The sequence below is a fragment of the Stenotrophomonas sp. Br8 genome (assembly GCF_014763005.1).
Classification (GTDB): Bacteria; Pseudomonadota; Gammaproteobacteria; order Xanthomonadales; family Xanthomonadaceae; genus Stenotrophomonas; species Stenotrophomonas lactitubi.
This window is the reverse complement of record NZ_JACGTN010000017.1, coordinates 143,823-157,054: the sequence shown is the minus strand read 5'-3', so window position 1 is coordinate 157,054 and position 13,232 is coordinate 143,823. Positions and strand designations below refer to the sequence as shown.

Below are 13,232 nucleotides of genomic sequence, written 5' to 3'. Positions count from 1 at the left end.
CTCATCGGCGGCGCTCCGGCCATACCCTCGCCAACGCGCCCAGCAACAAGGCGACAGCCAGCGGCCACGCATAGCGCTCGTTGCGCGGACGCAGTGTCGGCCCCTTCGCGGCGATCGGCTCCAGCCGGTCCAGTTCGGCATAGATGCCGACCAGCTGGTCGGTGTCACGCGCACGGAAGAAGCGGCCGCCGGTCATCTCGGCGATCCTGCGCAGTGTTGCCTCGTCCACCGGGTCGCGGTCGGCGGCCACGGGAATGCCGAAGAACCGCGCACTACCGTCGCTGCCAAAGGCCACGGTGTGCACGCGCACGCCTTCGGCACGTGCCAGCTCGGCGGCGCGCAGGGGTTCCAGCACGCCGGCGTTGCTGACGCCGTCGGTCAGCAGGATCAGTACACGCTGCCCTTCGGGCTGGTTGCGCAGGCGTTTGACCGCCAGCGCGATGGCATCACCAATGGCCGTCTCGCGCCCGGCAAGACCGACCACGCTGTCGCGCAGTTGATCACGCACGCTGGACAGATCCGCAGTCAACGGTGTGAGCGTGTAGGCACGATCACCGAACACCAGCAGGCCGACGCGATCACCGGCACGACGGTCGAGGAAATCGGCCAATACCGCCTTGGCAGCGGTCAGGCGCTCTACCGCCTGTGCGCCGAGCACCATGTCCGGCTCGCTCATGCTGCCGGACACGTCCATTGCCAGCATCATCTGCCGGCCTTCCTGCGGCGGGGTGATTGCCTCACCCAGCTGCTGCGGACGCGCCATCGCCACGCACAGCGCCAGCCAGCCCAGCCACAGCAAGCCGCTGCGCAGCCAGGAAACGCCGACACGACCGCCGCCAGCCAGTGCTTCCAGCTCGGCAGCGGCGTAGGGCACGCGCAGCGCCGCGCCCGGGTCGGCACGCCGTTTCCACGCGTACATCAGGATCGGCAACGGCAGTGCCAGCAGTGCCAGCGGCCACGCCAGCTGCAGATCCGGCCACGGCCAGTAAGCTGCCAGCGCGCTCATCGTCGGCGCTCCTGCAGCAACGCCAGGTAACGCGCACGCGCCCACGCGCGCACGTCGGCCACGGCAGCGGCATCCACGTGAGGACGATAGGCACCCTCGGCCAACAGATTGCGCTGCGCAGGCGGCAGGGTGTCCTTGGGATCGACATGCTGCCACCACGCGTCATCGCGCAGTGCTTCGCTGCCCGGGCGTGCCTGACGCGCCGCACGCCGCAGCAGGCTGGCGATGGCTGCCAGTTCCGACGGCGCGCCGTTCACTGCCGCAATCTCCTGATCGAACACTCGCATCCACTGTTGGCGTCGGCGGCGCCGACGCCAGGCCAGCGCAGCAACGATTGCCAGCAACAGCAGAACCAGTGCGATCAGCATCAGCCAGCCAGGTGCGGGTGGCCACCACGCTGGCGAGGCCGGCAACTGCACATCACGCAGTGGCAGGGAGGCACTCATGCCGGCACCTCCGTCGGTGCCGGCGCCAGCCAGGCATCACTGGCCGCATCGGTGGAAAGCACCTGCACATCGACGCGACGTGCGGCAAGCTGGCAGCGCAGCTGCTGCAGCGGTTCGACGAAATGCGCTTGCCAGTGCGCCTGCACATCGCTGCGACGCAGGTCCAGGCCGATGCGCTGCTGTGCGGCGAGAAACTGCAGGGGCGCCGCTGGCGGCTGCAGCTCCAGCGGATCGACCAGCAGCAGCAGACTCAGGTCATGGTGCTGGGCCAGTGCGCTCCAGCGCGCCGGCGGAATGCGGATCGCCTGCTGCGGATCGGCCAGTACCAGCATCCGCGCGCCGGGGCGCAGCACCCGCCCGGCATGGTCCAGCGCGCGCTCCAGGCCGAGGTCATCGGCGGGTGGTTGCGCGTACCAGCGCGTGAGTGCGTCGAGTACGCGCAGTACACCGCGCGCACCGCCGGCCGGTGCGATCGGTGCCTCACGATCACTGCCGCGCAATGCACCGATGCGATCGCCGCGACGCTGTGCGGACCATGCCGCGACGGCACCGGCGCGCGCCGCCTGCACCGACTTGAAGCGCACGCGGGTACCGAAGTACAGCGCAGGCGACGTATCGGCAATGATCAGGGTGACCCGCTCGCGTTCTGCCTGGAACAGTTTGGTGTGCGTGCGACCGGTGCGCGCGGTGACGCGCCAGTCGATGTGGCGCGCGTCGTCGCCCGCCACGTATTCGCGTGATTCTGCATATTCCATGCCGCGTCCGCGCAGCGGCGAAGGTGCCTGGCCTGCACTGCCCGCTCGCCCTCGACGAGGCGGTGGCGGAAGCTGTGCCAGGCGCCGCAATGCCACCAGCTCGGCCAACTGCGGTCGCAGACCATCGCCTTCGCTGGTACCCGGAGCAGGTCCGTTGGTCGTGCCGGTCATGCGCGCACTCAGGGTGCCGGTACCCGGGCCAGCAGCTCCTGCACCAGGCGCTCACCATCCCACCCTTCGGCGACGGCTTCATAGCTGGGCAGGACCCTGTGGCGCAGCACATCGGCGGCCACGGCACGCACGTCGTCGGGGGTGACGAAATCACGCCCAGCCAACCACGCCCGCGCCCGTGCGCATCGTTCCAGTGCGATGGAGCCACGGGGGCTGGCGCCCCAGGCAATACGGCGCGCCAGCGAGGCGTCGTAGCGCGAAGGGTCGCGCGAGGCCAGCACCAGTTCGATCAGATAGCGCTCCAGCGCGGGGGCCATGTGCAGCTCCAGCACCTCGCGGCGCGCGTCGAAGACATCCTGCATCGGCAGTTTTTCCGGCGCCGCTGCGGCCTCGCCAAGCGCACCCCGGGCACGCTCGCGGGCAAGCCGCAGAATCTCCGACTCGGCCGCCTGGTCCGGATAACCAATGCGTACGTGCATCAGGAAACGATCCAGCTGCGCTTCCGGCAGCGGGAACGTGCCTTCCTGCTCGATCGGATTCTGCGTGGCCATCACCAGGAACAGCGATGGCAGCGCGTAGGTGTGGCGGCCGACGGTGACCTGGCGTTCCCCCATCGCTTCCAGCAGCGCGGACTGCACTTTGGCCGGCGCGCGGTTGATTTCATCGGCCAGCAGGATCGGGTGGAAGATCGGCCCCGGCACGAACTCGAAACGCCCTTCCTGCGGGCGCCAGATCTCGGTGCCGGTCAGGTCGGAAGGCAGCAGGTCCGGGGTGAACTGCACCCGTGCGAAGTCTGCTTCCAGCCGCGCCGCCAAGGCCCGGATGGCCGTGGTCTTGGCCAGGCCCGGTGCACCTTCCACCAGCAGGTGGCCATCGGCCAGCAAGGCGATCAGAAGGCGTTCGACCAGCGCCGCCTGACCGACGATCTCGGCCGACAGTGCATCTCGCAGGTCGCTGAAAGCGGCATGCAGGCGCGAGGTGACGGGGGCAGGCGGCGGAGAAATGGATTCGGGCATCGGCGGAGGCAGGTTCATGGGGGCCTTTGACCGGCGCAGGATGGCTCGGGTTCCCCACATCATCGCAGGCCGTCCGGCTGCTGGCATCAAGAACGGCTGAACAGCCTCCACGCATGGCGTGGATCTACTCACCCATCCACGCATGGCGTGGATCTACTGGAGGGACATGGCGTGGATCTACTCGCCCATCCACGCATGGCGTGGATCTACTGGAGGGACATGGCGTGGATCTACTGACCCATCCACGCATGGCGTGGATCTACTGGCGCAAACGACGCGGGGCCGCACGTGGCGGCCCCGGTCGGATGCAACAGGTGCAACGTCTCAGTTCTGGCGCGCCACGCGCAGGACCTTCGGGGTCACGAACACCAGCAGTTCGGCCTTGTCCTTGTTGCGACCGCGCTTCTTGAACAGGTTGCCGAGGAAGGGCACGTCGCCCAGGAACGGCACCTTGCTGACACTGTTGCGGTCGGTGAACTCATACACGCCACCGATCACCACGGTCTGCCCATCTTCCACCAGCACGGCGGTATTGACCTCGCGGCGGTTGATGTTGGGCACCTGGCCGTAGCCTTCCAGCACGATGTAGCTTTCGACCTCATCCTTCTTCACCGCCATGTTGAGGAACACGCGGTTGTCGTTGGTGATCGTCGGGGTGACCTTCAGTTCCAGCACCACTTCCTTGAACTGCACGTTCGGGGTAGCTGCACCGCCGGCACCGCCACCACTGATGGTGACATAGCCGATTTCCTTGCCCTGCTTGATCAACGCTTCACGCTGATTGGTGGTGACCACGCGCGGGTTGGAGATCACTTCGCCGCGCGATTCTTCCTGCATGGCCGACAGTTCGACGTCCAGCAGGTAGCCCGCGTTGAGGATCGACAATGCCAGCGAGCCCGGATTGCTGGCCGCTGCCACTGGCAGGTTCCAGTTCAGCCCGCGGGTGATGGCCGAACCGACCGACACCGGCGGCGGACCCACGCGGCCACCGGCGATCCAGTCGCGCTCAGCCTTCGCATTGGCGTTGTTGGCGTCCACCTGCGACTGGCGGGTCTTGGCGTTGGCTTCCAGGTTGCCGCTGAAGTACACGTTGTCGCGGCTGCCGCTGACGCCGAACTTGGCACCCAGTTCGCGGGCGAAGGTATCGGTGGCGATGACGATGCGGCTCTCGATCAGCACCTGGTCGACCGGGCGGTCGATCACGTTGATCAGCTCGCGCATCCGCGCGATCTTCTTCGGGATGTCGCTGATCATCAGCGTGTTGGTGCGTTCGTCTGCGACGATGCGGCCACGCGCGGACAGGAAACCACTGTCTTCCTGCGACGCCGACCCGCTGCCACCCTGACCACCACCGCCGCCACCACCGGAGCCGCCGATGCCCTTGGCCTCGGTCAGTGCTTTGAAGATCTGTGTGGCACTGTGATAGTTGATCTGGACGTAGTCGGTCATCAGATCTTCGCGGTTCTCGATCGCGATGCGAGCGTCTTCCTTCTCCTGCTCGAACTTGGCCAGCTCGGACTGCGGCGCAACCCACACCACGCTGCCGTCACGACGCTTGTCCAGGCCCTTGGCACGCAGCACGATATCCAGCGCCTGGTCCCACGGCACGTTGACCAGGCGCAGGGTCACATTGCCCTGCACCGAGTCGGAGGCCACCACGTTCAGATTCGACTCTTCGGCAATCAGCTGCAAGACAGTGCGCACGGGCACGTCCTGGAAGTTGAAGGTCACCGGCTTGCCGGCGTAGCCGCGCTGCGGCACGCCCTTGGCGGCCTGGGTCACGCTGCCGGCAGTGACGGCGCCAACGGCGGCCTGGGCCTGCCGCGGGCTGATCTCCACCACATACTCGTTGCCACTCTGGTAGGCCAGTGACTCGACCGGACCGCCGGTGCTCAGCACCAGCTGGGTGCCGGCCCCGGACGGCTTGGCGTCGATGCGCTGCACCGGGGTGGCGAAGTCGGTGACGTTCATCGGCTTCTGCAGATTGGCCGGCAGGCGTGCGTTGCCGACATCGACAACCACGCTGTTGCCCTGGCTGCGCAGGTCGGGCATGGCGCCCTGGCCGTCGAACTGCAGGATCAGGCGGCCCGCGCCGTCATCGCCACGCTTGAAGTCGATGCGTGCGACCGAAAGGCCTGCCGGCGCAGCGGCCGGCGTCGCCGCCAGCGCAGTGCCGGTCGGCTTTTCCGACGGTGCGGCGGCCAGCGCCGGAGCGCAGGCCAGCATCAACGCGACTCCCAGCGCGCTGATGCGGTTCAAGGTAGAGCGCCGGATGGGACGCAGCCCCTTGGCTTGGTGAAAGGTCATCGTGCTATCCCCAGTAAACGATCATTGATCTTCCAGCGCGAGTGTTGCTGGACGTTCCAGCCAGCCACCCGCGCCATCCGGCACCAGTTCGATCAGCTCCACGCGGTCTTCGAAGACCGCGGTGACCCGCCCGTCGCTCTGCCCCAGGTAACCGCCGGGACGCACCCGGTAGGTCACCTTGTCCGGCCCCATCACCAGCGCCACGGTGCCGGCGCCTGTTCCGATGGTGCCGACCATGTCCAGCGCGTCAAGCGGGAAGCCTTCCATCGGCTCCTTGCGTCGGTTCGGATCTGGCCGCAGTCCCCCATTCCCCTGCTGCGGGTTGGTCCAGGCATCGGTGAACGGATCGCGCATGCCCTGCGCGGAATACTCGAAGGTCTCGAACTGCTGCATCACCGGCAGCGGCTCCAGCGGCTGCGCCGGTCGCGCACGCTCGCTTTCGACCCACTTTTCCAGGTTGGGCGCATCACCCGGCGTGCTGGTCACGCCGCGGCCGCAGGCGGCCAGCAGCAGCACCGTCAACGCCATCCCACCACGTGCAATGAAGGAACGGATCACTTCTTCGCCTCCTTGCCCGCTTCAGCCTTCTGCTGTTCCTCGACCTCGGCCTCATCCAGGTAACGGTAGGTCTTGACCGTACCGGACAGTTCAAGCGCACCGGCACGGATGTTGCCGCCGGTCTTGTCCTTGGGCTTGAGGTTGATGTCGTGCATGGTCAGGATCACCACCCGCGGCAGCGAGGCCACGCCGCTGACGAAGGCACCGAACTGATGGTAACTACCCACCATCCGCAGCTTGATCGGCTTCTCGGCGTAGAACTCCTTGATCTGCTCCTGCTCGGGTTCAAACAGCTCGTTGGCCAGGCCGCTGGACAGTGCGGTCTGCGAGATGTCGATGATCAGGTCAGGCATCTCGGTCTTGCTCGGCAGCTGCCGCAGCATCTGCTGCAGGACCTGCTCCATCTGTGCCAGCTGCTGCTTCAACGGTTCCAGGTTGACCGCGCGTTCCTGTTCCTTGGTGAACTCGGCACGCAGTTCGGTTTCCCGCGACTCCAGACCGGCCAGTTCCTCGCGCTTGCCGCTGACCAGCAGCATCCAAAGCACGAACATGATGACCAGGGCGATCAGCGAGCAGAACACGATCTTCGCGTTCCTCGGCCAGTTGCCGATGTCGTTGAAGTCCAGGTTCTTGATGTCGACTTTCTTGCTCATGCGCGATCCCCCTGCAGCGGGGCGTGGAAGGCCTGCGGCGGCTGCGCCAGGCGGCTGCCCTCAGGCTTGGGTGCGGGTGCGGCCTGCGCTGGCTTGGCCGGCGCAGGTGCTGCCGCCGGTGCCGGGGCCTGTGCCGGAGCAGTTGCAGGCGTGGCTGCCGGTGCCGGCGTCGATCCCGGCGCTGGTGCGGCAGCAGCCGGCGCTGCCGCGTCGGGCCCTGCGCTGAGCGGTGCGACGGTCGGTGCCACCGGCGCGGTGCCGGCCACGCTGCCATCAGGGTTCAGGCCTGGAGTGGCCGCTGCTTCCTCGCTCTGCGCGGGCAGCTTGACCTTGACCTTGAACACGTACGGCAACGCCTTGATGTCAGCCACCGGGCCGGTCGCGCGCCCTTCCTTGTCCTTGTCCGGCTCACGCGCCTCGATGATCGCCAGCTCCGGATTGGTCATCCAGCCAGAGACTTCCAGGTTGCGCATGTAGGCCGAGACACGGGCGTTGGACTGGGTGCGGCCTTCCAGCGTCAGCACGTCGCCTTCCTGCTGCAGAGCGGTGAGCACCACGCCATCGGGGATGGTGCGGACCAGCGCATCGAACAGGTGGACCATCTGCGAGCGCTTGGCCTGCAGCTGCTCGATCACGGCCTTGCGGGCCAGCAATCGATTCTTCTGCTCGTCAAGGCGGTCGATTTCCTTGTTCTGCTCCTTGACCTTGTCGATCTCGGTCTGCAGGTAGGCGTTGCGATCGCTCTGCCCGCTGACCTGCATGTCGTAGTAGAACCAGATCAACAGCGACAGCAGCAGGCCACCAAGGGCGGCCATGCCCAGCATGATGCCGAACTCGCGCTGGCGTTGCTTGCGCCGTTCGGCGCGCCAGGGCAATAGATTGATGCGTGCCATCAGTCAAAGCTCCTCAGCGCCAGACCGGTCGCGATCATCAGCGCGGGGGCGTCCTGGGCCAGCGCGTGCGCCTGCACCTTCGGCCCCAGGGTCATCTGTGCCAGCGGGTTGGCGACGACGGTCGGCACGCCCAGCTGTTCCTCGACCATCTCCGGCAGGCCTGCAAGGGCAGCACAGCCGCCGGCCAGCACGATGTGGTCGACCCGGTTGAATTCGCTGCCGGCATAGAAGAACTGCAGCAGACGGCTGATCTGCTGGACCGTGGCTTCCTTGAACGGTTCCAGCACTTCCATCTCGTAGCTTTCCGGCAGCCCGCCCTGGCGCTTGGCCAGACCGGCTTCCTCGTAGCTCAGGCCATAGCGACGCATGATCTCGTCGGTCAGCTGCTTGCCACCGAACACCTGTTCGCGGCTGTACAGGCTGCGGCCACCGCGCAGTACGTTGAGGGTGGTCATGGTGGCTCCGATATCGACCAGCGCAACCACGCCCTCGGCCGAAACCGGCAACTCGCTGGCCACCAGGGCGAAGGCGTTCTCGACCGCGAAGGCCTCCACGTCCATCACCTTGGCCTGCAGCCCACCCAGTTCCAGTGCCGACTGGCGCAGTTCAACGTTTTCCGAACGCGAGGCAGCCAGCAGCACCTGGACCATTTCCGGGTTGTTCGGGATCGCCCCGATCACCTCGAAGTCCAGGTTCACTTCCTCGATCGGATACGGAATGTAGTTGACCGCTTCCAGCTCGATCTGGGCTTCCATGTCGTTCTCGTCCAGGTCGGCCGGCATCGGGATCACCTTTGTGATCACCGCCGAACCGGCCACGGCCGCAGCGGCCAGCTTGGCCTTGCTGCCGGAACGGTTCATCGCCCGGCGGATGGCCTCTCCCACGGCCTCCACTTCGACGATGTTCTTCTCCACCACCGCATTCGGCGGCAGCGGTTCCACGGCGTAATGTTCCACACGGAAACGGTTGCCGCTGCGGGAAAGCTGCAACAGCTTTACCGCAGTCGAACTGATGTCGACGCCAATGAGCGGCGACTGACTTTTTGGGATGAGCCCCACGGTTTCTCCCCTGCCGACGGGCACTTGGACGCAAGAGCTGCGTCCGCGCATTAATAACGTATTCTTAGCAAATGGCAACCGCCCTGCTGTGACATCCCTCACAGGATGAACACGCAGCCCCTGGCGTCCCCTTGCACTCCCCAGTGCCGGCCCCAGCCGCCACCTTGCGTAATCTATACTCTGCGACCACGAAATTCGCAATCGGAATCTGACACCGATGACCCGTCTCCGCCGCTGGCTGCGCTGGATCTTTCTTGTTGTCCTGGTCCTGGCGCTGGTCGGAGCGGCCGCCGTTGGCGGCCTGTACTACGCCGTTTCTTCCAAGCTTCCCGATGTGCAGACCCTGCGCGACGTGGAAATGCAGGAGCCGATGTACGTCTATGCTGCCGACGGCAAGCTGATGGCGGTGTTCGGTGAGACCCGGCGTACCCCCATCACCATGAAGGATGTGCCGGAGAAGCTGAAGCAGGCGTTCCTGGCCACCGAGGATGCCCGCTTCTACGAGCACGGCGGCGTGGACTACAAGGGCATCGGTCGCGCGGTGTGGCTGCTGGCCACCACCAACGACAAGCGCGTGCCCGGTGGCTCCACCATCACCCAGCAGGTGGCCCGCCAGTTCTTCCTCAGCTCCGAGTACAGCTACACCCGCAAGCTGGCCGAGATCCTGCTGGCGCGCAAGATCGAGTCCGAGCTGAGCAAGGACGAGATCTTCGAGCTGTACCTGAACAAGAGTTTCTTCGGCAACCGCGCCTACGGCGTGGCCGCCGCCGCCGAGTTCTACTACGGCAAGAAGCTGGGCGAGCTGGACCTGGACGAGATGGCCTCGCTGGCCGGCATCCCCAAGTTCCCGTCCTCGGGCAACCCGATCTCCAACCCGGAGCGCGCCCGCCAGCGCCGTGACAACTATGTGCTGCAGCGCATGGCCGACCTGAAGTTCGTCAGCCAGGCCGAAGCCGACGCGGCCAAGGCCGTGCCGATGCACGCCACCGCGCATGAGCCGCCGGTGCAGGTGGATGCGCCTTACGTGGCCGAGCTGGTGCGCCAGGAAATGATCGCCCGCTTCGGTGGCGACGTTGTCAACAAGGGCTACCACGTCACCACCACCATCGACGCGACGCTGCAGACCGCCGCCAACCTGTCGGTGCGCGACGGCCTGCTGCTGTACGACCATCGCCACGGCTGGCACGGCGTGGAGAAGCAGGTACAGCTGGGTGCCGGCGATGATGCCGCCGCACTGGCCGAGCACCTGCGCGGCACGTTCTCGCAGTCCGGCCTGCTGCCGGCGATCGTCGCCAGTACCGGCGCTGACGGCAGCGCCACCGTGGTGCTGGCCAACCGCAGCGAGATCGTGCTGCCGGCCGGTGCCGCCAAGTGGGCCAACAAGAGCCCGGCCAAGCTGGTGCAGCGTGGCGACATCGTGCGCGTGCGCGCCGGTGCCAAGGAGGGCGAGTGGCTGCTCGACCAGCTCCCGCGCGGCCAGTCCGCGCTGGTCTCGCTGGACGCCCACAGCGGCGCACTGAAGGCCCTGGTCGGCGGCTTCAGCTTCTCCGGCAACAAATTCAACCGCGCCACCCAGGCCCGTCGCCAGCCGGGTTCGAGCTTCAAGCCGTTCGTCTATGCGGCTGCCTTCGACAAGGGTTACAACCCGGCCTCGATCGTGCTCGACGCCCCGGTCGTGTTCCGCGACCGCCGCGGCAAGACCTGGGCGCCGCAGAATGACGGCGGCGGCTTCCGTGGCCCGATGCGCCTGCGTGAAGCGCTGGTGCAGTCGCGCAACCTGGTCTCGGTGCGCCTGCTTGATGGCATGGGCGTGGACTACGCGCGCAAGTACATCAGCCAGTTCGGCTTTGCCGAATCCGAGCTGCCGCCGAACCTGTCGATGTCGCTGGGTACCGCCTCGCTGACGCCGCTGTCGGTGGCCCGCGGCTATGCCGTGTTCGCCAACGGCGGCTCGCGCGTGGACACCTGGCTGATCGACCAGGTGCTCGACCGCGATGGCAACCTGGTGTTCAAGGAAAACCCGGCGATGGCCTGCCGCGACTGCGCCGGCAGCAGCGACCAGCCGGTGAACCAGGTGGTGGACGGCTTCAACTTCGGTGCCCCGCCACCCAAGGTTGACGCCACCGCCGCCGCCAAGGCGGAAGCCAAGAGCGAAACGCCAGCCGCACCGGTCAACCCGGATGCGCGTACCGCACCGCGTGCGATCGACGCACGTACTGCCTACCAGCTGGTGTCGATGATGCGCGATGTGGTCCAGCGCGGCACCGGCGCACAGGCCAAGGTGCTTGGCCGCGAGGACGTGGGCGGCAAGACCGGCTCCACCAACGATCACCGTGACGCCTGGTTCTCCGGCTTCGGCGGCCCGTACGTGACCACCGTGTGGGTAGGCCGCGACGACTTCCGCTCGCTGGGCTACCGCGAATACGGTGGCAAGGCGGCCCTGCCGATCTGGATCGACTACATGCGCACCGCGCTGAAGGACACCCCGATCGCGCAGAACGAACCGCCGAGCGGCATGGTCCAGGCCACCCTCAACGGCGCGGTGGAGTGGGTGAAGGTGGAAGACATGGACCGCCTGACCGACTACGACCTCAACCTGCAGAGCACCCCGCAGGCGGACGCGGCCGCGTTCGATATCTTCTAATAAGGCCAGGCTTGGTGGGTGCCAACCTTGGTTGGCACTGCCCTTTGTAGAGCCGAGCCCATGCTCGGCTCAGGGGGCCCGCGGTAGAACAGCCGAGCATAGGCTCGGCTCTACAGCATCAACGGCACCCTCTTGCTCGGGTAAACGCCGACCCTCGTTGGCACCTCCGTTAAATACCCACGCAGATGTCACATGCCTGCGCTAGTCTGTGGCCAGGTCGCAACAGGGAGTCATCGCATGCACCGCGCCCACCAGCATGCTGCCAGCCAGACCCGCGAACGGCGTCATCGCCTCGCCCACGAAGCGGCCCGGCTGATGGCCGAAGGCGGAATCCGCGACTTCCACCAGGCCAAACTCAAGGCCGCCAGCCGTCTTGGCATCCACGACGATGCCTCGCTGCCCCGCAACGTCGAGATCGAACAGGCCCTGCGCGAGTACCAGCGGCTGTTTTCCGGCCCCCAACACGGCAACGAACTGCAGCGGCGGCGCGAGTCCGCGTTGCGCGCGCTGGAGTTCCTGCACGGCTTCTCGCCGCGCCTGGCCGGCCCCGTGCTGGACGGCACCGCCGACGCAAACAGCCCCGTGCAGCTGCACCTGCACAGCGACGACCCGGAGGCGGTGCATCGCTTCCTGGACGAACATCGCATCCCCGCCGAATCGCGTACGCGGCGCCTGCGGCTCGACCGCGAGCGCAACCTGGACGTACCGGTGTGGGTGTTCAGCGCCGAAGAATTGACCTTCGACCTGGCGGTACTGCCCTACGACGCCCTGCGCCAGGCGCCGCTGTCGCCGGTGGATGAGAAGCCCATGCGCCGGGCGTCGGCCACGCAGTTGCGGCAGTTGCTGGCCGAAATGGAGATCACCGCCTACATCGGCGGATGACCGGCGTAGAGCCGAGCCCATGCTCGGCTCGGGGCTGCCGCGATCTGCGCGGAGAGCAGCCGAGCATGGCTCGGCGCTACGGGAAGATCAGCTTTTCCTCGGACGGGGTCGCCAATCGTGCCAGCCACGGCACCGCAGCACGGTACGGATACTCGGCCATCATGCGCGCATGCATCTTCTGCAGGTCATGCAGGTGCCAGGCGTGCGAATACACGTCCTGGAAATCATCCGCCCAGCCACTGCGCACGCGCATGCGTTCGCCATCAAGATTCGGCACCAGGTACCACGGCACCTGCAGGATCTCGGCCAGCGCCTTGTTGCGTACGGCGCTCTCGCGTCCCGACCGCTGCAGCTGTTCGATGCGGAAACTCACGCGGCGGCAGGGGAAAGGCATGCAGGCACCGGTAGCGTTGATGTAATCGGCGATATCCGCGTACATGTCCGCCTGCAGCTTCATCGGTACCGGGTCCTGCAGCGTCTGCCGCACCCGCAGCGTGCGCTGGGTGCTGCCGCGGATCTCCGCGGCGCTGTAGAAGGGATGACCCGGCGTCGTGCCGCCGTGGCGCACCAGCACGATGCGATGGATCGCTTCGTCGGTCAGCACTTCCACCCGCACGGCGGCGGCTTCCGGATGGATGCGCGGCTGCGGCACGTTCACCACGCGCCAGAACCCCCACACCATCAACCCCATGCAGATCATCAACACCAGGCACGCCAGCGTCCACGTATCCATGTCGTGGGTGACGTAGCGGATGCGGGCGCGCCAGACGTAGTAGCGCCGGTAGGTCATGAAACGGCTCATGAAGCTGTACATCGCAATTTCCTCTGCAATGGCCCCGGCGC

General features: G+C 66.6%; 12 protein-coding genes. 2 read left to right on the top strand and 10 right to left on the bottom strand.

The window, feature by feature from the left end:
- Position 1 precedes the first annotated feature (1 nt).
- The 9 genes from H3005_RS15880 to H3005_RS15840 all read right to left on the bottom strand — a co-directional run bounded on the left by H3005_RS15880 (position 2) and on the right by H3005_RS15840 (position 8,863).
- Positions 2-1,006 carry a VWA domain-containing protein gene (locus H3005_RS15880; RefSeq protein ID WP_191078562.1) on the bottom strand — a complete coding sequence of 335 codons (1,005 nt, stop codon included), beginning with the start codon at positions 1,004-1,006 and terminating at the stop codon, positions 2-4.
- A complete protein-coding gene (locus tag H3005_RS15875) occupies positions 1,003-1,452 on the bottom strand; it encodes a DUF4381 domain-containing protein (protein ID WP_100553437.1) in 450 nt (149 codons plus the stop codon). The genes H3005_RS15880 and H3005_RS15875 overlap by 4 nt, the downstream gene beginning before the upstream one ends.
- Positions 1,449-2,378, bottom strand: coding sequence for a DUF58 domain-containing protein (locus tag H3005_RS15870; RefSeq protein WP_100553438.1), 930 nt, complete (start codon positions 2,376-2,378; stop codon positions 1,449-1,451). The genes H3005_RS15875 and H3005_RS15870 overlap by 4 nt, the downstream gene beginning before the upstream one ends.
- 8 nt (positions 2,379-2,386) lie before the next feature.
- Positions 2,387-3,412 carry a MoxR family ATPase gene (locus H3005_RS15865; protein ID WP_191078561.1) on the bottom strand — a complete coding sequence of 342 codons (1,026 nt, stop codon included), beginning with the start codon at positions 3,410-3,412 and terminating at the stop codon, positions 2,387-2,389.
- A 306-nt stretch (positions 3,413-3,718) separates the two neighbouring features.
- Positions 3,719-5,701 carry a type IV pilus secretin PilQ family protein gene (locus H3005_RS15860; protein WP_100553440.1) on the bottom strand — a complete coding sequence of 661 codons (1,983 nt, stop codon included), beginning with the start codon at positions 5,699-5,701 and terminating at the stop codon, positions 3,719-3,721.
- Between the two features lie 21 nt (positions 5,702-5,722).
- Positions 5,723-6,259 (bottom strand): pilus assembly protein PilP, encoded by a 537-nt coding sequence (locus H3005_RS15855; RefSeq protein ID WP_170919634.1) that lies wholly within the window; start codon positions 6,257-6,259, stop codon positions 5,723-5,725.
- A complete protein-coding gene (gene pilO / locus H3005_RS15850) occupies positions 6,256-6,912 on the bottom strand; it encodes a type 4a pilus biogenesis protein PilO (RefSeq protein ID WP_100553441.1) in 657 nt (218 codons plus the stop codon). Before pilO ends, H3005_RS15855 begins: the two co-directional genes overlap by 4 nt.
- A complete protein-coding gene (locus H3005_RS15845) occupies positions 6,909-7,805 on the bottom strand; it encodes a PilN domain-containing protein (RefSeq protein WP_100553442.1) in 897 nt (298 codons plus the stop codon). Before H3005_RS15845 ends, pilO begins: the two co-directional genes overlap by 4 nt.
- Complete coding sequence (locus H3005_RS15840; protein ID WP_032951624.1) at positions 7,805-8,863, bottom strand: pilus assembly protein PilM; 1,059 nt, start codon at positions 8,861-8,863, stop codon at positions 7,805-7,807. Before H3005_RS15840 ends, H3005_RS15845 begins: the two co-directional genes overlap by 1 nt.
- 217 nt (positions 8,864-9,080) lie before the next feature.
- On the opposite strand from H3005_RS15840, the gene H3005_RS15835 reads away from it, so the two are divergent.
- On the top strand, positions 9,081-11,507 hold the full coding sequence (locus H3005_RS15835) for a penicillin-binding protein 1A (protein ID WP_100553443.1): 2,427 nt from the start codon (positions 9,081-9,083) through the stop codon (positions 11,505-11,507).
- Positions 11,508-11,744: 237 nt separating this feature from the next.
- Positions 11,745-12,389: a hypothetical protein gene (locus H3005_RS15830; protein WP_100460222.1), complete on the top strand. Its 645-nt coding sequence runs from the start codon at positions 11,745-11,747 to the stop codon at positions 12,387-12,389.
- Between the two features lie 76 nt (positions 12,390-12,465).
- Here H3005_RS15830 and H3005_RS15825 read toward each other — a convergent pair whose 3' ends face one another.
- Positions 12,466-13,203: a hypothetical protein gene (locus tag H3005_RS15825; RefSeq protein ID WP_100553444.1), complete on the bottom strand. Its 738-nt coding sequence runs from the start codon at positions 13,201-13,203 to the stop codon at positions 12,466-12,468.
- Positions 13,204-13,232: the final 29 nt, after the last annotated feature.